This is a genomic window from Actinacidiphila sp. bgisy145, from assembly GCF_057708125.1.
In genome coordinates, this window is sequence record NZ_JBYIRL010000007.1 from 49,485 (window position 1) to 74,677 (window position 25,193).

Genomic DNA, 25,193 nt, shown 5'->3' on the forward strand with positions numbered 1-25,193 from the left:
CGACCACGGCAGCATCGCCGTCGGCTACGCCGGGCAAGTCCACCACCACGCTGCACCGCGCAGACCAGCCGCCTGGCCGCACCAGGTCGGCGTGCTCCCGCCTCGCGCCTTGTCCTTCCAGCACCGGTCCGAGGTGGACCAATTGCGGATGGCGGCCGACGGCGGGGGTGCCACGGTGCTCAGCCAGGTACTGACCGGCACCGGCGGGGTGGGCAAGACGCAGCTGGCGGCCGACTACGCCCGCACCGCTTGGCATGGCGGCGAGGTCGACGTATTGGTGTGGATCAGTGCGAGCAGCCGCTCAGCGATCACAGCCGGGTACGCGCAGGCCGGCGTGGAGGTTCTTGCCGCCGACCCCAGCGACCCGGATCAGGCCGCCCGGGCGTTCCTGGCCTGGCTGGAGCCCAAAGCCGGCCAGCAGCCGTGCCGGTGGCTGATCGTACTGGATGACGTCGCAGACCCTGCCGACATCCGCGGCTGGTGGCCGCCCGCCAGCCCGCACGGCCGTGTCCTGGCCACCACGCGCCGCCGCGAGGCCGCACTGACCGGGGCGGGCCGACGCCTGGTGGCCGTGGGCTCATTCACCCCGCAGGAAGCCGCCGCCTACGTCACCGCCGTACTCGCCGCGCACGACCGCCACGAGCCGACCGACCAGATCACCGGTCTCGCCGCCGACCTGGGACACCTGCCCCTCGCCTTGGCCCAGGCTGCCGCCTACATCATCGACGCGGACCTGACCTGTGCCTCCTACCGCGAGCTGCTGGCCGACCGAATCAGGAAGCTGGCCGACTTGCTGCCGGAGCCCGGCGCACTACCCGACGACCAGACCGCCACCGTTGCTGCCACCTGGTCCCTGTCCATCGAACGCGCCAACCAGGCCCGCCCGGCGGGCCTGGCCCGCCCCATGCTCGAACTGGCCGCCTTCCTCGACCCCAACGGCATCCCCACTTCGGTTCTCACCAGCACACCCGCACTGGCCTATCTCACCGAACACCGCAGTCAAGCCCACCTCGCAACGCCGCGCAGGGCGCGCTGGTGGACAGCACGGCGGCACCGCAAGCCGGTAGCGGCCACGGCCGACGAGGCAGTCAGCACGCTGCAGGCCCTGCACCGGCTGAGCCTGATCGACCACGCCCTCACCACTGGAGAAGTTCGGGTCCACCAACTCATCCAGCGCACAACCCGTGACGCCCTCACCTCGCGACAGCGCAGCCAACTGGGCAGTGCCACCGCTGACGCCCTTACCACGGTCTGGCCCGAAGACGAGCGCGACATCGTCCTGGCGCGGGCCTTGCGCATGAATGCCGCCGCCCTCACCCACCACAGCGAAGACACCCTGTACCAGAAGGACAGGACGCATCCTGTGCTCCACCACCTCGGCCTCAGCCTCGCCCGCACCGGCCAAGTAGCGGCAGCCGTGGACCACTTCGAGCACGTAGTCAGCACTGCGACGGATCGCCTGGGCCCGGGCAACCCGACAACCCTGGCCGCACGGGCAAACCTCGCCACCTGTCGAGGGAAAGCAGGTGACGCGGCGGGCGCTGCCACCGCCTTCGCCGAACTGCTGGCCGACCGGGAACGGGTTCTCGGAAAGCGCCACCCCGACACCCTGGCCACCCGGAACAACCTCGCCAGTTACCTGGGAGAGGCGGGGGACGCGGCCGGCGCCGCCACCACGTTCGCCGAGCTACTGACCGACGTCGAGCGAATCCTCGGCCCCGACCACCCCACCACCCTCACCGTCCAGCACAACCTTGCCCTATGGCGAGGGCAGGCGGGGGACCCGGCCGGCGCCGCCACCGCCCACCAAGAGCTGCTGGAGCGCGCGTTGCGGGTGCTGGGGCCCGACCACCGGATGACCATCAACGTCCGGAACAACGTGGCTCGGTGGTTGGGGGAGGCCGGCGACGCGGCCGGTGCCGCCACCGCCTACGACGACCTGCTGCCCGATGTCGAAGAGATCTTCGGTCCTGACCACCCCGACACTTTGGCCATTCGGAACAACGCCGCCCTGTGGCGTGGCAAGGCGGGCGACGCGGCCGGCGCCGCCAGAGCCTTCGCCGAACTGCTGCAGCACACTCTTCACGTCCTTGGCCCGGATCACCCGGACACCTTGTCCAGCCGCAACAACCTCGCCACCTGGCGAGGGGAGGCCGGCGACGCGGCCGGTGCCGCCAGAGCGTTCGCCGAACTGCTGACCGACCGCGAACGGCTCCTCGGGCCCGACCACCCCGACACCCTCACCAGCCGCAACAACCTCGCCACCTGGCGAGGGGCAGCGGGAGACGCACCCGGCGCCGTTACGGCGTTCGCCGGCCTCCTGACCGACGTCGAGCGAATCCTCGGCCCGGACCACCCCACCACCCTCACCGTCCGCAGCAACCTCGCCCTGTGGCGAGGAAGGGCGGGGGACGCCCGCGGCGCCGTTACCGCGTTCGCCGACCTACTGACCGACCAGGAACGGGTCCTCGGGCCCGACCACGTCGATACCCTCGCCACCCGCATCGGCCTCGCAACCTCGCAAGGGGAGGCGGGGGACGCGGCCTGCGCCGCCACCACGCTCGCCGAACTGCTGACCGATGTCGAACGCGTCCTCGGCCCCGATCATCCGGCGAGTCTCACGGTCCGTAAAAGCCTCACTCGGTGGCGCGGGGAGGCAGAAGACGGGATGGTTGATCAATCGCCCGATTCCTGAACGAGATCACCGAGCGGGGCGCGCAGCCGGAAGCAGTGGTGACTCAAGCAGGCGAGGTAGGCCATGCTGCGACAAGTCCACCGTGCGCCCCTCGGGGGTCGAACCGCCCGTTCACTCCGGACCGTTGCACGGTGGCCGGGTGCCGCGGTGGGGGCGTCCGGGACCGCGGGCAGGTGGGTGCGCTGGGGCGGGGTGCCGCCCCAGCGCCGGCGCGGCTACTCCCGCAGGTACGTTTCGCTGAAGCTGGTGCCGCTGGAGCCGAGCGCGCTGGTCCGGGCCTCGTACGCGCCGTTCGACGGGTCGAGCGCGGTCGGGCCGTAGGAGCCGAGGGAGTTCCCGTTGACGGTGGCCGAGGTGAAGTTGAGGGTGCCGAAGTTCGGGTAGGCCCCGGTCGGCGACTCGATGATGACCTCGGCGCTGGCCCGTTGGGAGGAGAGGGACTTGTTCGTGCTGTAGGTCCAGCCGCGCGTGGAGTCGGTCAGCTTCAGGGCGTACGTGCTGCCGCTGGTGTTGGTCACCGAGGCGGTGATGTGGTCCCCGGCCGAGACCGGGTACGAAGTGCGGCTGAGGTAGACCGGGTTGGCGGGGTACATCTCGTACCAGGCTTGGTGAACGGGGCTGCCGCTGGAGCAGTCGGTCTCCACGCCTGTCTGCTCCACGGTGGACGAGCCGTACCCGTCGATGCCGACCCAGGGGGCGTAGAGGTCGTTGGTGGAGTTGCAGGTCGCGTTCGCTTCGGTCCAGGCGGCCGACACCGAGGTGAAGCCGCTGCCGGTGGCGGCGTATCCGCCCCAGTTGTAGCCGTTGATGTTGTAGTGCAAGGGGCGGAAGGACAGTCCCGGTGCGGCCGCCGCCGCGGTGGCCGGCGCGGCCGGAGCGGCAAAGGCCGCCGCAGCCGCGAGGGTGGCGACGCCTATCAGGAATCTGCGCATGCTGGCTCCTTCGTGGGGGGTGCAGGATGCTCAAACCGCCGGCCTTTGGTCGTGCGCGGGACGTGGCGCGGCAATTCAGAATCTTCGACGGTCATGGACCTGTCAATACGGTCTCTGTGTGACGCCGCCATCCCCGGCAGCTCGGCGGGCGCGGCGAACGGCGAACGGCGTTGTCGTACCCCCGAGGTAGCGCCGAGGCGGGCGAAGTCGCCGACGCCGGCAGCGCGAAGTGCCGGTAGGGCGACTGCCAGTGCGGCACCGAGGACCATGGGGAGCACGCCCCTTGCCCGGCTCGTCGGCCTGCCCGAGCCTTGCCCCGCAGCTACCTCCAGCTACGCCCGCGCGCAGCTCCGCGAACGCGTAGGCGTCCATGTCGAACGTGGTCGGGAGGAGGTCGCCTCGCAGATGAGGCGGGTGGCCTCGATCCCGTCCATGCCGGGCATGCGCAGGTCCATCGGGACCACGTCGGGGCGTTGCCTGCGGGCGCGGCCTCGACCGCATTCACGGCCGTCGGCGGCCTCGGCCACGACGCGGATGCCGGTCGCGGCGCCCAGGTCGCCGTCGAACATCGCGACGCGTTCCCGCATGCCGGTGAGGCCGCTGCCGGCCGGCGAAGAGGGCGGCGGCGCGCCGTCGTCGGTGATGCGGAAGCCCACCGCGTCGGCAGGCCGCCCGGACGCGGACGCGGCCCGGACGGTGCGACCGGGGTCGCAGTGGCGCGTAGTACCGCGGTACGACCCGGGGGGCGCGGATCGGTCCGCGGTACCACCGGATCAGGGGGTTCGGGCTTCTAGCGTTGTCGGTGAGGCGTCCAGAGCGGCCGGCGGGCGCCGGCTCCGAACAGGAAGAGACGCGCATGATCGACGCACAGCAGTTGACCAAGAGGTACGGCGAGAAGACGGCCGTGGGCGGGCTGGACTTCGCCGTGCGGCCGGGTACGGTGACCGGTTTCCTCGGGCCCAACGGCGCGGGAAAGTCCACGACCATGCGCATGATCGTCGGGCTCGACGCACCGACGGCCGGCTCCGTGACGGTGAACGGGAAGCAGTACGCCCGTCACGAGGCGCCGCTCCAGGAGGTGGGGGCGCTGCTGGAGGCGAAGTCCATCCACCCGGGCCGCTCGGCCTACAACCACCTGCTGGCGCTCGCCCTGACGCACGGGATTCCCCGCCGCCGGGTCGACGAGGTCATCGAGATGGCGGGGCTCGGCAGCGCGGCGAGGAACCGGGCCGGTGCCTTCTCCCTCGGGATGGGGCAGCGGCTCGGCATCGCGGCGGCGCTGCTGGGTGATCCGCAGACGGTGATGCTGGACGAACCGGTCAACGGGCTCGACCCGGAGGGCGTCCTGTGGATCCGCAACCTGCTGAAGGGCCTCGCCGCCGAGGGCCGGACCGTGTTCGTGTCGTCGCATCTGATGAGCGAGATGGCCCTGGTCGCGGACCACCTGATCATCGTGGGGCGCGGGCGCCTGCTGGCTGACACCACCGTGGCGGACCTCGTGCGCGACGCCGGCGGGGACACGGTGCAGGTGGCCACCCCGGAGCCGGCGCGGCTGCGGGAGGTCCTGGCCGGGCCCGGGGTCGACATCACCGGCCGGGCCGGCTCCGAGGAACTGCGGGTGACGGGGGCGAGTGCCCGCGAGATCGGCCTGAAGGCGGCCGAGCACGGGATCGCGCTGTTCGAACTGACGGCACGGACGGTGTCGCTGGAGGAGGCGTTCATGAACCTGACCCGGGATGCCGTGGAGTACCACGGCACCACGACCGTCGAGTCCCTTGCCACCGTCGGGAGGCCCGCATGAGCACGCTCACCACGACCGTCGAGGCGCCCGCGTCGGTTCCGGCCCGCCCCGCCTACCGGGTGACCGGACGGCGCGTGCTCGCCTCGGAGTGGGCCAAACTGTGGTCCCTGCGTTCCACCTGGATCACCCTGGGCCTCGGCCTGCTCTTCCTCGTCGCCTTCGGGCTCATCGCCGCGGAGCACTACAAGTCCGGCGTCGGCTCCCCGCACCAGGACAAGGACTTCGCCACCGCGACGGCCGTGAGCCTGTCCCTCTTCGGCACCAACTTCGCCCAGCTGGCCCTCGGTGTGCTCGGGGTCCTGGTCACCGCGGGTGAGTACTCCACCGGGATGATCCGCTCGACGCTCGCGGCCGTGCCCCGCCGCCTGCCCGTGCTGTGGTCCAAGGCGGCCGTGTTCGGACTGGTCGCCCTGGTGGTCGCCACCCTCGGCGCGTTCGTCGCCTTCGGGTTCGGCAGCGGCATCGTCTCCGGCACCCCCGCCGCCATGGGCTTCACGCACACCGGGGTCCTCCGCAGCCTGCTGGGCGCCGGCCTCTACCTCGGGCTGGTCGGCGTGATCGGGACCGCGCTGGGCGCGCTGCTGCGCTCGGTGGCCGGCGGCATCTCGGTCCTGGTGGCCTCCCTGATGCTGGTCCCGGGGCTGATCTCCCTCCTGCCCAGCTCCTGGCAGGACAACATCAGCCCCTACCTCCCGAGCAACGCGGGCGAGTCGATGTTCGCATTGACCCACGACGCGACCGCCCTGTCACCGGGCGCCGGGTTGCTGGTCTTCCTCGGCTGGACGGCGCTCGCGCTCGCGGGGGCGGCGTACCGGCTGGTGCGCAGCGACGTCTGACCACCTGCACCATGGGCAGGTGACGACCTTGACCACCACCACGGACACCGGCGACCTCGGCGGGATGGGACCGCTGGCCGCCCGGTTCGCCCAGGCCGGCCAGCGGCTCCGGCAGGCGGACCGGGCGCACCCGTGGGTCCTGGACACCGCGGTGGTGGTGGTCGTCTACCTCGTGTTCTGCCTGCCGGACCTGCTGCACCACGGCGGCGCGGGGGACGGCGACGGGGACGAGCAGCACCGGTTCCAGTTCTCCTTCACCCAGCTGCCGCCGGCGGCGGTGCTGCTCCTGCAGGCCGGTCTGGTGCTGCCGCTCCTGTGGCGGCGGCGCCGGCCCATGGCGGCCTTCGTCGCCATCGGCGTCGTCTTCGTCCTCCAGTGGTCGCTGGATGCCGCGCTGCGCGCGGACGTCGCCCTGTTCGTGGCCCTGTACAGCCTGGCCCTGCACGGGCGGCTGCGGCTGCTGCCCTGGGCCTGCGGGGGCATGGCGGCGGGGATGGTGCTGGTGGCGGTGCGGATCTCGCCGGCGGTGTCCGTGTGGGACACCTTGTTCTTCCTGCTGAGCACGGTGATCGCGGCCCTCGCCGTCGGCCTGATGGTGCGGACCCGCCGCGCACAGCTCGCGGGGCTGCGGGAGCGGGCAGCGCGGCTGGAGACGGAACGCGACCAGCGCATCAGGCTCGCGACCGCGACGGAACGCGCCCGGGTGGCACGGGAGATGCACGACATCGTGGGCCACAACCTGTCCGTCATCATCACCCTCGCCGATGCCGGCATGTACACCGCCGAGACGGCTCCCGCCCGCGGGAAGGAGGCGCTCCGGCTGATCGGCGACACCGGGCGGACGGCCCTGAGCGAACTGCGCCGGGTGCTGGGCGTCCTGCGGGAGGCGTCGGACGGCGCCCGCCAGGTGGTCGAGCTCAGCCCGCAGCCGGGTCTGGCGGACGTCGAGGCGCTGTGCGACAGCGTGCGCGGCGCCGGCCTGGAGGTCGTCTACCGGACGGTCGGCGAGACGGGGACGCTGGACCGGGGCGTGCAGCTGACCGTCTACCGGATCGTCCAGGAAGCCCTGACGAACACCCTGAAGCACGCCGGGACCGGCACCCGGGTGGCCTTGTCGGTCATCGTGGACGACGAACGGCTCGTCCTGCGCATCCGGGACAACGGCCAGGCCGAAAACCCAGGACCGGGCAACGAGGAAGGACACGGACTGGTGGGCATGCGCGAGCGGGCGGCGCTGTACGGAGGGACCATCGACGCCGGTCCCGCATCCGACGGGGGATGGGTCGTGGAGGCCACGCTCGACGTGGCACCCCAGGGAGGCACCGCGTGACCACGGTGCTCGTCGTCGACGACCAGCAGTTGCAGCGCTACGGCTTCCGGGTGCTCCTCGACTCCCTCCCCGAGACGGAGGTGGTCGGCGAGGCCGCGAACGGGGTCGAGGCCGTCCGCAGGACCGCCGAACTGCGTCCTGACGTGGTGCTGATGGACGTGCGGATGCCCGGAATGGACGGCATCGAGGCGACGCGGCGGATCGCCGAGGCCGGGGGGCGTTCCCGGGTCCTGGTGCTGACCACTTTCGACGTCGACGAGTACGTGCACGCCGCGCTGCGGGCCGGCGCCAGCGGTTTCCTCCTCAAGGACGCCCGCCCCGAGGAACTCCTCGCCGGCATCCGGGCCGTCGCCGAGGGCGACGCGGTGATCGCGCCGGCCCTCACCCGCCGCATCCTGGACGAGTACACCCGGCATGTGCCGTTCAGAACGCCCGGCCAGGGCGAGGACCCGCGACTGACGGCGCTCACCGAACGCGAGCGGGAGATCCTCGTGGCCATCGGCAAGGGTTGGACCAACGGCGAGATCGCCACCCGCTTCGTGGTCAGCGAGTCCACCGTGAAGACGCACGTCGGCCGGGTCCTCGCCAAGATCGGCGCCCGCGACCGCGTCCAGGCGGTGATCTTCGCCTACGACCAGGGGCTCGCCCGCCCCGGCAGCGGCTGAGCCGGGGCAACCGAACCGGGGGCGGCGGCGGGTCTGCGCGGCGCCGGCGCCGGCGGAGTTCAGCCGGCCGTGCGCGGGAGGGTGATGCGCACCAGCACGCCGCCGGCGGGCGCGTCGCCGATCGCGATCCGCCCGCCGTGCGCGGTGGCGATCTCCTGTGCGATGGCCAGCCCGAGACCGCTCGTTCCGCTCCCCCGTTCCCGGCTCGCGTCGAGGCGGACGAAGCGGCCGAACACGCGCTCGCGGTCCTCGACCGGGATGCCCGGGCCGTCGTCGGCGACCTCGATGAGGACCGCCTCCGGTGCCGAGACGTCGACGGACAACTCGACGCCCTTCCGGGCATGGCGGATCGCGTTGTCCAGGACGTTGCGCACCATCCGGTCCAACTGCTCCGCGTCGCCGAGCACGCACGCGTCCCCGTTACCGCCCCCGGCCGTGCTCGCGGCCGCACGGAACCCGACCGGTACCCGCGGCGCGGGCACCGCCGCCCGCACGTCCTGCACGAGCGCCGCGATCGGGACGGGGCTCCGTCGGTGCAGCAGGTGCCGGTCGTCGCTGCGAGCGAGCAGGAGCAGGTCGTGCACCAGGGTTTCCAGGCGCGCGGACTGGCGTACGGCGCGTTCGGCGATCTGCGTCCACGGGGCGTGGTCGGGATGGGCGAGGCCGACCTCCAGCGCCGTGCGGACCGTCCCCAGCGGGCTGCGCAACTCGTGCGAGGCGTCCGCGACGAACCGGCGCTGCCGCGCGGCCGAGTCCTCGAGACGGGCGAGCATCCCGTTCATGGTGCGGGCCAGTTCGCCGATCTCGTCACGGGCGGCGGGTTCGGGCACCCGCCGGGAGAGATCGGCGGCGCTGATTTCGGTGACGGTACGGCGAATCCGCTCCACCGGCCGAAGCGCCCGGCCCACGACGAGCCACACCGTGACGCAGGCCAGCAGCAGGATGCCGGGCACTCCGACCAGGAGCAGGCGGCTGAAGGTCTCGTTGATCTGGCTGAGCGCCCTGGTGTCCGTCCACGTGACGATGCTCACCGTCCGCCCGCCGACGACGGCATGGGTGCCGACCACACGCACCTCACCGTCGAGTGCGGGGTCGACTCCGGCCTGCCGGATCGGCGAGGCCGCGCCCGCCGGCAGCGTGTAGACGGCGGCGAACCCATCCAGCGCGGGGGTCCAGGCCAGGACGCGCGCGCTGCCGGCCTCCGTGACCTGGGCCTGGGCGTTCGCGTCCAGCGGGAAGGCCGGCAGCGGGCGGGGCCAGCCGCCGGGCCGGGTAGACCGCGCGGACTGCTCGATCTGCGCGGCGTAGGTGCGCAACTGGTCGTCGGCGGTGCGGTGCGCCGAGCCGACCTGCATCAGGTACATGATGACGAGGCCGAGCGAGACCGCGGCGGTCAGTGCCACGCCCGCCACGGCCGTCACCCGCGTCCGGACGGTCATCGCTCCTCCTCCCGGATCGTGTAACCCTCGCCGCGCACCGTTCTGATCACCTGCGGCCCGCCGCGGGTCTCGATCTTCCGCCGAAGCCGGTGGACGTGGACCTCGACCACGGACAGGCTGCCTTCGTAGGCCACGTCCCAGCAGTGTGCGAGCAGCTCCGCCTTGGATACGACACGGCCCTTGCGCCGCAGCAGGTGTTCGAGGACGGCGACGTCCCGCGCGCTCAGATCCAGCTCCCGGCCGCCGCGGGTGACCGTCCGGCTCGCCGGATCGAGGGCCAGGCCGGCGGTTTCGAGCACCGCCGGCCTGGCACCGAGCCCGCGCCGGGTCAGCGCGCGCAGGTGGGCGAGGAGCACCGGGTAGGAGAACGGCTTGGCGAGGTAGTCGTCGGCCCCGGAGTCGAGCCCCTCGGCGTGGTCGAGATCCTCGTCCATCGCGGTGAGCATCAGAACCGGGGTCCACCGGCCCTGCTCGCGCAGCGCGCGGCACAGCCGGTAGCCGTCCATCCCGGGCAGCCGCACGTCGAGGATGATCACGTCGGGGGAGGTCTCCTGCGCTTTCCAGAGGCCCTCCACACCGTCGGCCGCCACGTCGACCACATAGCCCTCGGCCGCCAGGCCCCAGGCCAGCGACTCCGCCATGTCCTGCTCGTCCTCGACCACCAGTACCCGCATCTAGCCAGCATCTCCGATCGGCATCGGCTCACGTTCCTGCCCGATGCCCTCCTGCGGGGCGTCGGGACTGATCCGCAGCAGTCGGGCCACCCGCTCGGGCATCCACCAGTTGAGAGGGCCGAACAGGGAGACCAGTGCCGGAAGCAGCAGCATCCGCACGACGACGGCGTCGAGCAGGACGCCCGCGGCCAGACCCGCCGCGATCTGCCGCACCGTGACGTCGTTCGCCGTCGACAGCGAAGCCAGGGCGAGGAACAGGATCAACGCGGCGCTGGTCACCAGCCGGCCGGTGCGCGAGATGCCCTCGATGACTCCCGCGGTGGTCGAGCGGGTGCGCTCGTAGCCCTCGCGTACGCGGGAGAGGATGAAGACCTCGTAGTCCATCGAGACACCGAACAGGAACCCGAAGATCAGCACGGGCGCGAGCGTGTCGACCGCCCCGTAGCTGCGTACGCCCCACAGCGCCTGCATGCCGAACCCGTGCTGGAACACCAGTACGAGCAGGCCGTAGGAGGCAGCCACCGACAGGATGTTGAGCAGCACGGCCTTCGCCGGGAGCACGATCGACTTCAGGCCCCGCACGAGCAGCAGGAAGGTCACGATCGCCACGACCGCGAACAGGATCGGGAACGCCCCGTACGTGGAGTGGGTCAGATCGATGTTGAGCGCGCCCTCGCCCCCGACGAGGACCCCGGAGGGCACCGTGTGCTGGATGTCCCGCAGGGAGCCGCCGCCCTGGGACGTGCCCACCTCGAAGCGCGGGATCGCGAGGACCATCGCGGAACCGTTCTGCCGCCACGTCGGGACGGACGGGGCGACGGCGCCGTGCAGGCTCGCCAGCGAGGAGAGCGTGGAGGCCACCGCGCCCGCGTCGGCGGCATGCGGGACGTAGACGGGTACGGTGGTGAGCGTGCCCGAGGGGAACCCGTCGGCCTCCAGCGCATGCAGACCGTCGGTGGGGCCGCCGCCACTGGCGAGGTGGCCCGTGGTCGGCAGCCCGACATCGATCGTCGCGGCGAACGACGCAAGCAGGCCGAGGATACCCAGACCCAGCGCAGCCGCGATCACCCGGCGACGGATCACCAGCTTCGCCCAGCGGGTCCAGAACCGGCCGACCGTGCCGGCCGACCTGCGGCGCGGCCAGTCCACCCGCGGCCCGATCTTCGACAGCAGCGCCGGCAGCAGAGTGAGCGCGACCAGCGTCGCGGTCGAGGGGATGAACAGGCCGGCGACCCCGATACCGCGCACCAGCGAGTTCGGCACCACGATCAGCGCGAACAGACCCAGTGACGCGACGACCCCGCTGAACCACACCGAATGCCCGGCACGCTGGACCGCGAGGCGGACCGCGTCAGCGTTGTCGTGCCCCGCCGCACGTTCCTCGCGCCAGCGGGTGACCACCAGCAGTGAGTAGTCGATGGACAGGCCGAGACCCAGGAGCGCCACGATGTACTGCACCGCCGGGTTCAGCGGCGAGGACGACGGCATCACGTAGGTCAGGGCCCAGATGAACAGTTGCATCGTCAGCACCGAGATCAGCGCCATGATGATCGGCAGAGCCGCCAGCAGCGAGCCGAACACCCAGACGAGCACGATCAACGCGCCCAGAGCGCCGAAGACCAGCTCACCGGTCACGGTCGAACTGCCGCCGCTGGTGCTTCCGGCCTCGAGCGCCGCCACGCTCGTGCCAGCCACCCGCAACGACGGGGCCGCCGCCTTCGCGGCATGGGTGAGGGCGCTGACCTGATCGTCCGTCATGTCGTCGTTGTCGTGCGGGGGATAGACGAGCACGACGGTGCTGGCACTCCCCCGCCCCACCAGCGCATGCGAGCCGGTCGAGGCGTAGGACACCAGCCGCAGCTGCGGACCGGTCTTCTCGATGGCCGCGTCGACCGACCGCAGTTGGGTCGCGGCAGCCGGCGCGGACACCGTCTGGCCGGCCGGCAGGCCGAGCGTGAGCACAGCGGGGTCCGAGGTCGCGCCCCCGTAGTGGGCGGCGATCCGAACGTCAGCCGTGTAGGCCGCGCTGCTCAGATGCTTCCCGCTCACCAGCCGGCTCGACACGGTCGGTGCGACGACGACGCCGACCACCGTGACTGCCAGCCAGGCGATCAGCACCGGCAACCGGTGCCTGACCACCCAGGCGCTGAGTTTTTCCACCGTCTCCTCCTCGGGTCGTTCGGTTCACCCGGGAGGCTAGAAAGCCGTGCCTTGCATGCCGCTTACATCCCACCGAAGCCCACGAGGCCCCCGCCTCCGGCCGAGCCGGCCGGGTCACGGCTCCAGACGCAGCAGCCGCTCCGCGTTGCCGTGGCTGATCTTGGCCCGGTCGGCGTCGCTGACCGGCGCCTGCTCGAGGAACCGGACGGCCTCGGCGGTGTCTTCGAAGGGGTAGTCGACGGCGAACATCACGGCGTCGGCGCCGATGGCGAGAACCGCGCCGGCGAGCGCGGCCGGGGAGCAGACCCCGCTGGTGGTGATCAGGATGTTGCCGCCGAAGTACGCCGACGGCTTCCGGGCGAGCGGCCGGTGTTCCTGCCGGGTGTAGCGGGAGTCGAGGCGTGCGAGCTGGAAGGGCAGGAACTCCCCCATGTGGCCGAGGATGAGCCGGGCGCGCGGATGCCGGTCGAAGACCCCGCCGAGGACGATCCGCAGGGCGTGTCCGCCGGTCTCCGCGCCCCAGCTCCACAAGGGCCCCTGGAGCTCGGGGCGGCCCTGGAGCACGCGCCACGGCTCGGCCGGGGGTGCGCCCGGGTGCAGGTAGAGCGGCACGTCCAGCTCCTCGAGTGCCGCCCACACCGGTTCGTGGCGCGGATCGTCGAGGTACGTGCCCGCGGTGTGGTCGTTGACGAGGGCCCCGCTGAGCCCGAGTCCGGCCACGGCGCGGTGGAGTTCGGCCACCGCCGCCTCGGGTTCCTGCAAGGGCAGGGCGGCCAGGCCGCGGAAGCGGTCGGGGTGTCCGGCGATCACCTCGGCCAAATGGTCGTTGGCCGCCTGGGCATCGGCGACCGCCTGCCGGGTGTCCGTCAGGCCCTGGATGCCGGGGGCGGTCAGGGACAGCACCTGGATGTCGATGCCGTGCTCGTCCATGTCGGGCAGCCGGTAGGCGGTGAAGTCGGCCAGCCGCTGTCCCCAGTCCTTGATCCAGCCCGCGGCGGTCCCGGTCCTGGGCACCGGGAACCTGGCCTGGAGCCGGGGGATGGCGAACGCCTCCTCCATCGCGATGACCCTCACGCGCGCCGCCCTCCGTCGACCGACAAGGCGATCCCGGTGACGTAGGACGCGGCGTCCGAGCACAGCCAGACCGCCGCCGCGGCGACCTCGTCCGGCGTCGCCAGCCGGCCGAGCGGCGTGATCGCCTCCTGACGCGCGATCATGTCGGTGTCGCCCGCGAACTGCTCGAACCCCGGCGTGCGGGTCGGCCCGGGGCAGACGGCGTTGACGCGGATGCCCTCGTTCGCGTAGTCGACCGCGGCGACCTTGGTGAGGCCGACGATGCCGTGCTTGGCAGCCACGTAGGCGGTGGCCTGCGGGATCGCGTACAGGCCGCCGTTGGAGGCGATGTTGACGACCGACCCTCCGCCGCCGAGTGCGGGCAGCTCGTACTTCATGCACAGGAAGGTGCCCGCCAGGTTGACGCGGACCACCCGCTCGAACTCGGCCAGGCTCGTCCGGTCGAGCTTCTGGTGCGAGGACATGCCGGCGTTGTTCACGGCGAAGTCGAGACCGCCGAACGCGGCGGTCGTGCGCTCGACGGCTGCCCGTACGGAGTCCTCGTCGGCGATGTCGACGCTGGCGGCGAACGCGGTCCCGCCCTCGGCGGCGATCATCTCGGCGGTCTCGGCCGCGGTGTTCTCGTCGATGTCGAGTACGGCGACCGACGCGCCGCACCGGGCCAGCTCGATCGCCGTCGCACGGCCGATCCCGCTGCCCGCGCCGGTGACCAGCCCGACCTTCCCGGACATGCCGCTCACCACGACGCCCCCGTCGTTTCGATGCCCACAGGGTACTGGTCGGCGTGGCCGGCCGATGCGGATGATTCGATGAGGTCGTGACAACCGACCTGTGGATCAAGGTTCATGGGTCCATGCTCGCGCCGTACGACGCCGGCGTCCAAGACCGGTTCGGCACCCAACGATAACCTGGAGGCATGATCGCTCCAGAGCCTCGCGAACCCGGGTACGTCCCCGCGGTCGGCGGCGACGTGGTCGAGATCACGGCGGGGGCGCACTCGACCGATGGCCCGCTAGCTGATTGAATCCTGTACATGAACCAGCGCAAGGGCCTCACGCGTCGACGCCACGTCGATCTCGTGCGTGTGTCCAGCGGTCTCTGTTCGTCCCGCGCCGCCCGCTGAGCGGGCCTTCCTCCGCGCGTTCTCCTTCGTCGCGACCCGTCGTGAGTGACTTTCAGGTGCCGGCTGCCCGGCTCTCCTCCTGACGTCCCGCCGGTCCGGCCTTCCTCCTCCGCTCAATCGCCATCGCCCGTGTCCGGCGTTCCGGCGCGGGCCGCCGCCCTGCCCTGCCCTGCCCGCTGTGAAGGAGCTCCCATGCCCACCGTGCTCTCCGTCTCGGGAAGCCCGTCCCCGACCTCGCGCACCGGCCGCCTGCTGCGCCACCTCGACGCGCGCCTGACCCGGCAGGGCCACCACGTGGTCCCGCTCGACGTGCGCACGCTGCCCGCCGAGGCGCTGTTGGGCGCCGACCCCTTGCACCCCGCGATCCAGGACGCGGCCCGGCTGTTCGAAGAGGCCGACGGCGTGCTGATCGGCACGCCCATCTACAAGTCCGCGTACTCCGGTCTGCTCAAGACCCTCCTGGACCTGCTGCCCCAGTACGCGCTCGCCGGCAAGGCGGTGCTTCCGCTGGCCACCGGCGGCAGCCCCGCCCACGTCCTGTCCCTGGACTACGCCCTGCGGCCGGTGCTCACCTCCATGGGCGCCGACCATGTGCTGCCCGGCTGGTTCGTGGTCGACAAGCACATCACCGTCGCGGCGGACGGCACCGTCACCGTGCAGGAGGACACCGCCGGCGAGGTCTACCGGGTCGCCGACGCCTTCTCCGTAGCGCTGACCGCACGTCAGCACACCGTCGTCGCCGCCTGATTCGGCGACGGGCGGCGGCAACCTGCGCTCCCGGGACCGGGTCCGTCGCGACAGTGCCGGCCACCGCCGTTCACCTCCGGGGGCGCCAGCCGAGCAGCGGCGCGACCTCCCGGGCGGTGGCGGCGAGCAGGCGGAGGTGCTCGCCGTACTCGGGCACGCCGGGGACGAAACTGACGAGCAGTTCGGTGGTCCCGGCGAGGGACGGGTCCGCGGCGAGGGACTCGGCGACGGCCTCGGACGGCCCGAGCAGTGACCGGTCGCGCTCCAGGTACTCCTCGATACCGAGTTCGGCGACGCCACCGCCCGGGGATGCCCAGGACTGCCAGCGGCGCACGCCGGGTGCGACGGCGCGGATCGCCGCGGCGCGGTCGGGATGCGGGTAGACCGCGCGCGAGATCTGCACGCGCGGCTCGTACCCCGCCTCGGCGGCAGCCCCGCGGTACGCGGCGACGATCTCCGCCTGCCGCTGGACGCTCTGCCGTCCGGGCCCGTCGCCGGCCCGGGACAGCTGCAAGCCGTCGCCGGCCCGCGCGGCGGCGACGGCCGCGCCGACGGCCCGCGTCGGCTCGCTCGTGGTCGCCTGCCACAGCCGCCGCCGCACACCGGCCCCCGGTGGGTGCAGCACCTCTCCGGCACTGTTGACCGGATGCCCTTCGAGGACCCCGTGCAGCCTCGCCACGCTCTCCTCGAACAGCCGGTACCGGTCCTCCAGGTCGCGGCCGAACGCCTCCCAGGCGGTCGGGAACGGACCCGAGCCGACCCCGAGTTCGAGCCGTCCGCCGCTGAGCTCGTCGACCACGGCGGCGTCCTCGGCGACGGTCAAGGGGTCCGCGAGCGGCAGGACCAGCACGCCGGTGCCGAGCCTGATCCGGGTGGTGTGCTCGGCGATCGCGGCCAGCAGGACGAGCGGGGCGGAGACATGCTCGTTCCCCTGCCGGAAGTGGCGGTGGATGACCCAGCCCGAGTCGTACCCGAGCCGTTCGGCGGCGACGAACAGGTCGATGGCCTGGCGGTACGCCGCGGCGGGGGCGAGATCGGAGTCGAGGTGGAGCAGGAAGCCGAGCCGGAAGGGCCGGCCGTCCGCCGCTCCGGCTCCCACCGCGCCCGCTGTCTCGGCCGCGGGCGCCGGTCCTGTGCTCGCTGGGCCGGGGAATGCCTCAGTCGGAGATGTCATGGATCGCTGTCCGTTCCGTTCGTGGGCGTTCGTGGGTGAAGGAAGCCGGCTCGGGAGTTCGGGAGGGAGGCCGTCGGCCGTCTCGTCCGCGCACCCCGTGGGCGGGCTTGCGCGAACTGGGCGGGCGGGTACGGGCCTGCGGGTGCCCCGGGCCGGGGCGCCCCGGGCCGCCCGTGGGGGCGGCCCGGAGCGCCGGGGTGCGGCGGGGTCCCGGCGGGGTCAGCTCCGCCGGCCCGTTCCGTGCACGCCGTACTCGTCGATGACGGCGAGCTCCTCGTCGGTGAACTCCGGGCCGTTCAACGCCCCCAGGTTGTGGTCGAGCTGCTCCTTGGAGCTGGCTCCTGTCAGCGCCGACGTCACGGCGGGGTTGCGCAGCACCCACTGGAGGGCGAGTTGGGCGAGCGACTGGCCGCGGCCCTCGGCAAGCTTGTTGAGCTGCGCCGTGCGCCTGCGGTAGGTCTCGTCGATCTGGTCGGGCGTGAGGAAGTCGCTGTTGCGGGCGCGGGCACCGTCCGGGATGCCCTCCAGGTACTTGTCGGTGAGCAGGCCCTGCGCCAGCGGCGAGTAGACGATGAGGCCGAAGCCCTCCTCGACAGCCAGGTCGGCGAGGCCGTTCCGCTCGATACTGCGGTCGTAGAGGGAGTAGCGCGGCTGGTGGATGAGCAGCGGCACGCCCTCGGCCCGAAGCAGCCGGGCGATGGCCTCCGCGCGGTCGGGCTGGTAGTTGGAGATGCCGACGTACAGCGCCTTGCCCGTCCTGACGGCCGTGGCGAGGGCACTCGCGGTCTCCTCCAGCGGCGTCGTCTCGTCCGGGGTGTGGTGGTAGAAGATGTCGACGTAGTCGGTGCCGAGGTCGCGCAGGCTCAGCTCCAGCGAGGACAGCAGCGCCTTGCGGCCGCCGCCGCGCAGGTTCGGGTTGGGCCCGAACACGCCGCCCGCCTTGGTGGACAGGACCAACTCGTGGCGGTAGGGCGCCAGTTCCCGGCGCAGCAGGCGGCCGAGGGTCCGCTCGGCGGCGCGGTGCGGCGGGCCGTAGCGGTTGGCGTTGTCGATGTGGGAGATGCCCAGGTCGAAGGCGTGCAGGATGATGTCGCGCTGGGTGTCGTAGGCGTAGTCGGCGCCGAACTTCTGCCACAGGCCCAGGGAGAGGGCCGGCAGGTCGAGTCCGGACCGGCCGGTGCGGCGGTAGGGCAGGGACGCGTAGCGGTCGTCGGCCGCCTTGAAGACGTCCTCGTAGTTCGGGTACTGCTCACTCATCGGGTGCTCCGTAAGTCGCCTGTCGGGCTTGTCGGTTGGGCCGGGCCTGTAGTGCCTGGTGGTCGGAACTCGCGTGCCGGGAGGGGCGGGAACGCTCAGCGGCGCAGCGCGGCCGGCAGCAGCGAGGGGGTGTCGCGACCGGTGTCGCGCTCCAGGAACTGGGTGCCGGGTTCGACGATCTCGTCGATGGCGTCCAGGATCTCCGGGCCCAACTCGACCGTGGCGGCCTTGAGGTAGGTCTCCAGGTGGGCGTGGGTGCGCGGCCCGATGATCACGCTGCTGACCGCCGGGTGGTTGAGGGCGAAGGCGACCGCCAGCTCCGGCAGCGTCAGCCCGTTGTCCTCGGCCAGCCCGGCGAGCGCGTCGGCGGCGGCGAGCTTGCGCCGGTTGCGCGCGAGGGAGATGTCGAAGCGGCCCGGGATCAGCTCGGCGCGGGCCGACCGGGGCTGCTCGCCGCCGAGGCGGTAGGTGCCCGACAGCCAGCCGGCGGCCAGCGGGCCGTAGGACAGGACGCCCTCGCCGTACTTCCGGACGGTGGGGAAGACCTCGCGCTCGGCGCCGCGGACGAGGAGCGAGTACGGCACCTGTTCGGTGTGCGGGGCGATCAGGCCGTGCTTCTCGGCCAGCCAGTGCGCCTCGACCTTCTGGTGGGCCGGGAAGACCGAGGTGCCGTAGTAGCGGATCTTGCCCTGCCGGATCAGGTCGTCGAGCGTGCGGAGGGTCTCCAGCAGGTCGGTGTGCTCGTCGGGCCGGTGCGCCTGGTAGAGGTCGAGGTGGTCGGTGCCGAGGCGGCGCAGGCTGTTCTCGACGGCCTGGACGATCCAGCGGCGGCTGTTGCCGGCGTGCTGGGGGTTGTCACCGACCTGGCCGTGGAACTTGGTGGCCAGGAAGAGGTCGTCGCGGCGGTGCCTGATGGCCTTGCCGACGATCTCCTCGCTGCTGCCGTGGCCGTAGACGTCGGCGGTGTCGATGACGGTGATCCCCGCGTCGAGCGCGGCGCCGATGACCTCCAGGCTCTCCTTCTCCTCGGCGTAGCGGCCGAAGTTCATGGTGCCGAGGGTGAGCGGTGTGACGCGGACGCCGGTGCGGCCGAGGTGGCGGGTCAGCCCGATGGGCATGGGTATCGCGGTTCCTTCCGGGGGCGGTCGTTCGTGGGGCGGTCGTTCGTGGGGCGGTCGTTCGTGGGGCGGTCGTTCGCGGGCGGGCAGTCGTTCGGAGCGGTCAGAAGAGGCCGCTGGTGGGGGGTTCGGCGGCACCGAGCCGGTAGGCGCCGGCGACGGCGAGCTTCCAGTCGCGCGGGTTGTGGTTGGCGACGACGCGGGCGTTGCGCCAGTGCCGGTCGTATCCCCACTCGCGGTCGGTGAGGCTGCCGCCTCCCACGTCGAAGAGGAGCGGCGCGGCCGACAGCGCCGCGTCGATGGCGACGACCGCGGCCTCCGCTACGGCGACCGCGGCGCGGGCGCCGGCACGGTGGGCTTCCTCGCCGTGCAGGCCGCGCACCTCGTCGAGTTCCTCCGCGGCGAGCACGACGGCCGAGCGCGCCGCGCGGGCATGCGCCGCGATCTCGCCGACGCGGCGCCGGATGTACGGGTCGTCGACGCTCCGGTCGGCCGAACTGTGCTTGATCGGCCGGGCCTTCTCCCGCACCCACCACAGCGCGTCGTCCAGGACCCGGGCGGCGATGCCCGCCTCGATCGCCGCGAGGTGCAGTTGGGGGTAGCTGCCCTGCCACGGGTTGTCGGGGACGGGCGTGTCCTGGTCGATCAGGACCGCCTCGTCGTCGCCGACGAGGACGTCGGTCAGGCGGGTGGTGCCGCTGGCGGTGAGCCGCTGGCCGACCGCGTCGAAGTCGTCAAGGCGTTCGACGCCCGCGCGGTCGACCGGCACCGTGAACCGCAGGACGGCGCCCTCGGGGGTCTTCGCGGTGCCGCCGAACCAGTCGGCGTACAGCCCGCCGGTGGAGTAGTACTTCTCGCCGTTCAGCACCCAGTGGTCGCCGCTGCGCACGGCGGTGGTGTGCACCGAACCGCTGGCGCCGCCGCTCCGCTCGTTCCCGGTGCCGGCCAGGATGTGCCCGCGCCGCAGCCGCCTCAGCGTCTGGTCGCGGTGCGGGGCGTCCGGGCGGGACACCACGGCCCAGGCGGACATGAAGGTGCCGCGCAGCGCCTGGGCGACGTTGGAGTCGGCGCGCGCGATGTCGATGACGACCTCCACGGCGTCGCGCAGCGAGCCGCCCGCGCCGCCCTCCTCGCGCGGCACCACGGCCAGGGCAGCGCCCGCGCGGGCCAGGGCGCGCACGTCGTCGAGGGGGTGTTCGCGGGTCTGCTCGCGCCGCGCGGCGGAGGCGGCCAGCCGCGCGAGGACCGGCGCGATCGCGGGACGCAGCCGGGCCACGGTCAGCGGCTCGGCGGGAGTCGACGGACTTTCCGGCACGGCGTCTGCCACATCCAGAGTCATGAGAGCCTTCCGAGGGGTGTGCGACGGACTTCGTCGAGCGGTATGCGGGGCGGATGCCCGTCGTGGGTCGCGGTCACTTTCCGGCCGTACTCGCGACAGGGCGGCGGGCCGAACGGGCCGCGGGCAGCGGCAGTCCCAGGCGGTCGCGCAGGGTGCCCTGCGGGTACTCCCGGTGGAACAGGCCGCGCTCCTTGAGGATCGGCACCACGAGGGTGGCGAAGCGTTCGAGGTCGACGCGCGTGTCGGCGAACATCACCGTGAAGCCGTCGGCGGCTCCCTGGCGCCACCACGACTCCAGGTCGTCGGCGATGTGCTCCGGCGAGCCGGCGACCAGCCGGTGGGTGCCGATGCCCGCGGTGTGGGCCACCAGTTCGCGCAGCGTGCGGGGGCCCTCGGCCAGCACCGCGCGCGTGTTGTTGTACGTACCGACCGAGAAGGCCCCGAGGTTCGGCTCGGCCGGCAGGTCCGCCGACCGGATCACGTCGTCGGGGCCGAAGGCGCCGGCCGGCAGGCCGAGCGAGGACAGCAGCGCCGAGACGAGGTGCTCGATCGGGGGCAGCGTCGCGTCGAGTTCGGCGTGCCGGCGCTCGGCGTCCTCCTGATCGGTGCCGACCAGCACGATGACGCCGAGCGAGTACTTGATGCTGTCGGCGTCCCGGCCGTGGGCCCGCGCGCGGGCGCGGACGTCGTCCCGCGAGGCCCTGGCCTTGGCGACGGTGTGGCCGGCGGCGAAGACCACGTCGGCGTACTCGGCGGCGAGTTCCAGGCCGGCGGGCGTCTCGCCCGCCTGGGAGACGACCGGGCGTACCTGCGGCGAGGCGGGCACCGGCAGCGGGCCGGCGACGTCGAAGAACTCGCCGTGGTGGTCGACGGCGTGGATGCGGCCGCGGTCGCCGAACCGGCCGGTGGCCTTGTCCGCGACGATCGCGTCGGGTTCCCACGACTCCCACAGCCGTGTGATGACGTCGAGGAACTCGTGCGCGCGGCGGTAGCGGACGTCGCGGTCGGGGTGGGCGGACGCCCCGAAGTTCGCGGCTGCCGCGGGGTTGCCCGTGGTCACCACGTTGAGCGCGGCGCGGCCCCTGGTGAGGTGGTCGAGGGTCTGGAAGCGCCGGGCCAGGCTGTAGGGCGTGCTGTAGGTCGTCGAGACGGTCGGCAGCAGGCCGATCCGCTCGGTGGCGCCGGCGATCACCGCCAGCAGGGTGAACCCGTCGAGGCCGCCGGAGGTTCCGGTCGCGATGTCGGGTCCGAGCGCGGGGCTGTCGCCCTGGAACACGGCGTCGATGCCGGCCTCTTCGGCGATCCTCGCCAGGCGCACGTAGTGGTCGACGTCCAGGTAGGCGTACGGGTCGGCGTCGGCCAGCCGCCAGGCGGCGCGGTAGTGGCCGGGCGACATCAGGGAGAAGTTGAGGTGGAACTGGTCGCTGCTCATGGAAGGCTCCGGATGGTTGCCCCGGGAACGGGCGCGGACTGGCGGAGTGGCGGGCGGACGGGCGGACGGGCCGACGTACGGCCCGGGACGGTGGTTCAGCGGGAGGGCAGCCTGCGGCGTTCGAGGCTGTCGCGCAGCGTGTCGCGGCCGGCCAGGTCGGCGGCGCCGGCGAGCCGGCCGAGGACGCGTTCCGACCACGCGCCGGTGAGCCCGTGGGCACGGTTGTAGGCGGCCAGGCGCTCGTCGTACGCCGGCAGGTCGGTGTCGGCCCGGCCGGCGTCGTAGGTCTCGCGGTGCAGTACGGCGCTCTGCGGCAGGCGGGGTTTGGTGTCGGCGTCCTCGGCGGGGTCGGGGTGCCCGACGGCGAGGCCGAAGACGGCCGCGGTGTGCGGCGGCAGGCCCAGTTCGGCGGCGAACTCCTCGGGGTGGTTGCGGACCGCGCCCACGAAGACCGACCCCAGGCCGAGTGACTCCAGCGCCACGACCGCGTTCTGGGCGGCCAGCGCGGTGTCGATGACGGCGAGCAGCGTGGACTCCAGGTAGACCGTGGCGTCCAGCGGCTTGCCGTGGCGCTCCGCCAGGCGGTGGTTGCGGTCGAGGTCGGCCACCCATACCAGGAACAGCGGCGCCTGGACGATGAACTGCTGCCGCGCCGCCAGGTCCGACAGCCGCCGCTTGCGCTCGGGGTCGGTCACCGCGACGACGCTCCAGGCCTGGAGGTTGGAGGACGTCGACGCGGACGACGCCGCCGCCACGACGGCCCGCAGCTCCTCCTCGGTGACGGGGGCGGGCAGGAACGCGCGCACCGAGCGGTGCCGCAGCTGGTGCTCGATGACGGGCGAGGTCGCGTGGAGGACGAAGCCGGGGTCGCCGTAGCGGGCGCCTGCCCGGCTGGTCGTCGCGGCGTCGGTGGGGGTCATGGAGCTCGGGGCCTCTTCCGCCGGGGGCATCGGGACAGCAGTCGGAACGGGGATCGGCGCGGGGATCGGCGCGGAGATCGGCGCGGGTCGGGCGCTCACCGGGTGCCCTCCTGTGCGCGGAGCTTGGGCAGCAGCTCGTCGCCGACGCGGATGATCTCCCGCTTGTAGGGCGTGTCCGACAGGATGAAGTGCGAGATGCCCAGCTCGCGGTAGCGCTGGAGCGCCTGCGCGACATCGTCGGCCGAGCCGACCAGCCAGGTGGTGCCCGCTCCGCCGCCGCCCACCGTGCCCGGCGTGGTGTAGAGGCAGCTGTCGAGCACCTCGCCGCGCTCGGCGAGTTCGAGCAGGCGCCGCTGGCCCACCGCGGTCCCGCGGTTGCCGACGGCGGCGTCACCGGGGCGGCCCGCCCCGGGCTTCCGGGCCATGACGGCGACCTTGGCCTCGGCGTCGCGCCACGCCTCCTCGGTGGTGTCGCGGACGAGCGTGGTGATGCGCAGGCCGAACTCCAGCGGCTTGTGCCGGCGTTCGACGCGGGCCGCCAGCTTGTTCAGCCGCTCGATGCGCCCGGCCAGCCCCTCCAGCGGTTCGCCCCAGAAGAGCTGCACGTCCGCCTCGGCGGCCGACACCCGCTCGGCGGGCTCGGACGCGCCGCCGAAGTAGAGGGTGGGGTGCCGGTCGGGGTAGCCGTCAGGGTGCGGCAGCACGGTGGAGCCGTCGACGGCGAAGTGCTCGCCCTTGTAGGTGACGTGCTCCTCCGTCCACAGGCGCCGGACCAGCTGGACGAACTCCCGGGTGCGCTCGTAGCGGTTGGCCGGGTCGGTGGTGTAGTCGCCGTAGGCCGCGAGGTTGTCGAGGCCGCTGACGATGTTGACGAGCACGCGGCCGCCGCTGAGGTGGTCGAGCGTGGCGGCGGAGCTGGCGAAGTGCGCGGGCTGCCAGTAGCCGGGCCGCACCGCGATCAGCGGTTTGAAGGTCGTGGTCCGGGCGGCGAGCGCGGCGCCCAGCGTGAAGGTGTCGGGGCGGCCCCAGCCGGTGCCCAGCAGCGCGCCCTCCCAACCGTGGTCCTCGGCGGTACGGGCCAGGTCGGTGGAGTGGTCGAGCGTGCCCCAGCCCTCGCGCTCGCTCGTGTCGTCGCCGCGGTGGCCGGGTTCGATCTGGTTGGGTATGTACCACAGGTAGCTCATGTCGGTGTCCTGTTTCGCCGGGTGCTGGTGGACGGGCTCGGGCGGCTGCTCGAGTGGCTGCTCAGGTGGCTGCTCAGGCTCAGGGGAGCCGTGGAACGCTGTCGGCGATCGAGTCGAGCTGCGCGGCGCGCTCGGTCCTGGTCTGGCCCTGTACCTGGAGGAACAGCGCGGCGCGGGCGTGCAGTTGCGCGGTGTCGTCCGCGGGCAGTCCGCGGCCGGCGCGTGCCACCACGAGTGCGCGGCTGAGCGTGGTCAGGGCCTCCCGGGCGCGGACCTTGAGCGAGAGCCGTGCCGTAAGCGAGGCACCCGGGTCGCCGCCGTCGAGCGCCGCGTCGGCCAGCTCGTACGCCCGGGCGCGCAGGCTGCGCAGGTACGGCAGCCAGGCGTCGGCGACGCCGCCACCGTGCGGTTCGTCGGCGATCTCGTCGAGGATGCGCCTGCCCAGCCCGAAGAACTGCGGGCCGGCGTTGCCGGCGGTGGAGATGTCGTCGTGCCGCCAGTCGGCCAGGGGCTTCACGGCGAGCACAGAGGCGTCCGGGACGACCGCGTCGAGGACGCGGACGCGCTCGGTGCGGCTGCCGGTCACCGCCTGGAGTTCGAGCGGCGTCGCACGGAAGTGCTCGTCGATCGGGATGAGGGCCAGGACGACGTCCTCGGACTCCGGGTCGACCGCGGCGAGGATCGCGGCCTCGCTGAGGCCCCAGCCGCTGAACCACGAGACCGTGCCGTTCAGCGCCCAACCGTCGCGGGTGCGCCGCGCGGTCAGGTGGCCGGTCGGATAGCGGCGCACGTCGCTGAGCGCCGCGCCGATCAGCACCTCGCCCCGCAGCACGGGTTCGACCAGGGGGTGGGTGCCGCCGGCCCCGGTAGGCGGTGTGCCGGCGATCCGTGCGACGGCCGGGGCGTGCTGGGCCCAGATCAGCCAGACGTTGAGATCGGCGTAGGCGAGCACCTCGTGCAGCCGGCGGTCGGCGTGGCGGTCGAGGCCGGCGCCGCCGAACCGGGGCGGCGCCAGGTGGTTGAGCAGCCCCAGGCCGCGGAGGTCCTCGACGGTGTCCCGTGAGACGCCTTCGCGGTCGGTCCGCAGTGCCGCGGGGGCCAGATGCTCCAGGGCGTACTTCTTCGTGCGCGCCACCAGTGGCTGCCCGTCGGCGGCGTCGACCGCGGCCGCGGCGGCGGTCGTGGTCCCGGTCGTCGTGGTCTCGGTCGTCGTGGCGTCGGCGGTCGTGGCGTCGGCGGCTGGTTGGGCCGGCATCAGCCGCACCTCCTGAACTGTGCGTCGGGTCCTGGTCG

The 25,193-nt window shown here is 72.8% G+C and carries 22 protein-coding genes; 7 read left to right on the forward strand and 15 right to left on the reverse strand.

The window, feature by feature from the left end:
- The first annotated feature begins 109 nt into the window (after positions 1-109).
- Positions 110-2,695, forward strand: coding sequence for a tetratricopeptide repeat protein (locus AC3ERT_RS08525; RefSeq protein ID WP_435173477.1), 2,586 nt, complete (start codon positions 110-112; stop codon positions 2,693-2,695).
- A gap of 215 nt (positions 2,696-2,910) precedes the next feature.
- Here AC3ERT_RS08525 and AC3ERT_RS08530 read toward each other — a convergent pair whose 3' ends face one another.
- Both AC3ERT_RS08530 and AC3ERT_RS08535 read right to left on the reverse strand, forming a co-directional pair.
- Positions 2,911-3,627: a G1 family glutamic endopeptidase gene (locus tag AC3ERT_RS08530; RefSeq protein ID WP_335976807.1), complete on the reverse strand. Its 717-nt coding sequence runs from the start codon at positions 3,625-3,627 to the stop codon at positions 2,911-2,913.
- A 332-nt stretch (positions 3,628-3,959) separates the two neighbouring features.
- Entirely contained in the window at positions 3,960-4,283 is a 324-nt protein-coding gene (locus AC3ERT_RS08535; protein ID WP_435131063.1) for a response regulator, read from the reverse strand.
- Positions 4,284-4,483: 200 nt separating this feature from the next.
- Here AC3ERT_RS08535 and AC3ERT_RS08540 point away from each other — a divergent pair, with 200 nt between their 5' ends.
- From AC3ERT_RS08540 to AC3ERT_RS08555, 4 genes are all read left to right on the forward strand, one after another.
- Positions 4,484-5,428 carry an ATP-binding cassette domain-containing protein gene (locus tag AC3ERT_RS08540; RefSeq protein ID WP_335976810.1) on the forward strand — a complete coding sequence of 315 codons (945 nt, stop codon included), beginning with the start codon at positions 4,484-4,486 and terminating at the stop codon, positions 5,426-5,428.
- Entirely contained in the window at positions 5,425-6,264 is an 840-nt protein-coding gene (locus AC3ERT_RS08545; protein WP_435131060.1) for an ABC transporter permease, read from the forward strand. The genes AC3ERT_RS08540 and AC3ERT_RS08545 overlap by 4 nt, the downstream gene beginning before the upstream one ends.
- Positions 6,265-6,328: 64 nt before the next feature.
- Positions 6,329-7,594 (forward strand): sensor histidine kinase, encoded by a 1,266-nt coding sequence (locus AC3ERT_RS08550; RefSeq protein WP_435173558.1) that lies wholly within the window; start codon positions 6,329-6,331, stop codon positions 7,592-7,594.
- A complete protein-coding gene (locus AC3ERT_RS08555; protein ID WP_435173479.1) occupies positions 7,591-8,259 on the forward strand; it encodes a response regulator in 669 nt (222 codons plus the stop codon). Before AC3ERT_RS08550 ends, AC3ERT_RS08555 begins: the two co-directional genes overlap by 4 nt.
- 59 nt (positions 8,260-8,318) lie before the next feature.
- Here the strand turns inward: AC3ERT_RS08555 and AC3ERT_RS08560 are convergent, their stop codons facing one another.
- The 5 genes from AC3ERT_RS08560 to AC3ERT_RS08580 all read right to left on the reverse strand — a co-directional run bounded on the left by AC3ERT_RS08560 (position 8,319) and on the right by AC3ERT_RS08580 (position 14,346).
- Positions 8,319-9,698, reverse strand: coding sequence for a sensor histidine kinase (locus AC3ERT_RS08560; RefSeq protein ID WP_435131058.1), 1,380 nt, complete (start codon positions 9,696-9,698; stop codon positions 8,319-8,321).
- On the reverse strand, positions 9,695-10,372 hold the full coding sequence (locus tag AC3ERT_RS08565) for a response regulator transcription factor (protein WP_435131056.1): 678 nt from the start codon (positions 10,370-10,372) through the stop codon (positions 9,695-9,697). The genes AC3ERT_RS08560 and AC3ERT_RS08565 overlap by 4 nt, the downstream gene beginning before the upstream one ends.
- Positions 10,373-12,532, reverse strand: coding sequence for an MMPL family transporter (locus AC3ERT_RS08570; RefSeq protein WP_435173481.1), 2,160 nt, complete (start codon positions 12,530-12,532; stop codon positions 10,373-10,375).
- Positions 12,533-12,646: 114 nt separating this feature from the next.
- Positions 12,647-13,606, reverse strand: coding sequence for an amidohydrolase family protein (locus AC3ERT_RS08575; RefSeq protein ID WP_435173483.1), 960 nt, complete (start codon positions 13,604-13,606; stop codon positions 12,647-12,649).
- Positions 13,603-14,346, reverse strand: coding sequence for an SDR family NAD(P)-dependent oxidoreductase (locus tag AC3ERT_RS08580; protein ID WP_435131053.1), 744 nt, complete (start codon positions 14,344-14,346; stop codon positions 13,603-13,605). Before AC3ERT_RS08580 ends, AC3ERT_RS08575 begins: the two co-directional genes overlap by 4 nt.
- Before the next feature lie 293 nt (positions 14,347-14,639).
- Between AC3ERT_RS08580 and AC3ERT_RS08585 the strand changes: the two genes are divergently transcribed.
- Together AC3ERT_RS08585 and ssuE are read left to right on the forward strand one after the other, a co-directional pair.
- Entirely contained in the window at positions 14,640-14,729 is a 90-nt protein-coding gene (locus tag AC3ERT_RS08585) for a putative leader peptide (protein WP_435131052.1), read from the forward strand.
- 192 nt (positions 14,730-14,921) lie between these two features.
- Positions 14,922-15,476, forward strand: a complete 555-nt coding sequence (ssuE, locus tag AC3ERT_RS08590; RefSeq protein ID WP_435173485.1) for an NADPH-dependent FMN reductase — start codon at positions 14,922-14,924, stop codon at positions 15,474-15,476.
- A gap of 70 nt (positions 15,477-15,546) precedes the next feature.
- Here ssuE and AC3ERT_RS08595 read toward each other — a convergent pair whose 3' ends face one another.
- From AC3ERT_RS08595 to AC3ERT_RS08630, 8 genes are all read right to left on the reverse strand, one after another.
- A complete protein-coding gene (locus AC3ERT_RS08595; RefSeq protein ID WP_435131048.1) occupies positions 15,547-16,650 on the reverse strand; it encodes an LLM class flavin-dependent oxidoreductase in 1,104 nt (367 codons plus the stop codon).
- 219 nt (positions 16,651-16,869) lie between these two features.
- Positions 16,870-17,907, reverse strand: coding sequence for an aldo/keto reductase (locus tag AC3ERT_RS08600; RefSeq protein ID WP_335976826.1), 1,038 nt, complete (start codon positions 17,905-17,907; stop codon positions 16,870-16,872).
- 95 nt (positions 17,908-18,002) lie between these two features.
- Positions 18,003-19,025, reverse strand: coding sequence for an aldo/keto reductase (locus tag AC3ERT_RS08605; protein ID WP_435173487.1), 1,023 nt, complete (start codon positions 19,023-19,025; stop codon positions 18,003-18,005).
- Positions 19,026-19,128: 103 nt separating this feature from the next.
- Positions 19,129-20,364 carry an acyl-CoA dehydrogenase family protein gene (locus tag AC3ERT_RS08610; RefSeq protein WP_435173488.1) on the reverse strand — a complete coding sequence of 412 codons (1,236 nt, stop codon included), beginning with the start codon at positions 20,362-20,364 and terminating at the stop codon, positions 19,129-19,131.
- 73 nt (positions 20,365-20,437) lie between these two features.
- The gene (locus AC3ERT_RS08615; RefSeq protein WP_435173490.1) at positions 20,438-21,796 is read right to left on the reverse strand and encodes an NtaA/DmoA family FMN-dependent monooxygenase; all 1,359 of its coding nucleotides are present in this window, start codon (positions 21,794-21,796) and stop codon (positions 20,438-20,440) included.
- Positions 21,797-21,891: 95 nt separating this feature from the next.
- Positions 21,892-22,716, reverse strand: coding sequence for an NADPH-dependent oxidoreductase (locus tag AC3ERT_RS08620; protein WP_435173492.1), 825 nt, complete (start codon positions 22,714-22,716; stop codon positions 21,892-21,894).
- A gap of 95 nt (positions 22,717-22,811) precedes the next feature.
- Positions 22,812-23,900, reverse strand: a complete 1,089-nt coding sequence (locus tag AC3ERT_RS08625) for an LLM class flavin-dependent oxidoreductase (protein WP_435173494.1) — start codon at positions 23,898-23,900, stop codon at positions 22,812-22,814.
- Positions 23,901-23,979: 79 nt separating this feature from the next.
- Positions 23,980-25,155 (reverse strand): acyl-CoA dehydrogenase family protein, encoded by a 1,176-nt coding sequence (locus AC3ERT_RS08630; RefSeq protein ID WP_435173496.1) that lies wholly within the window; start codon positions 25,153-25,155, stop codon positions 23,980-23,982.
- Positions 25,156-25,193 lie beyond the last annotated feature (38 nt).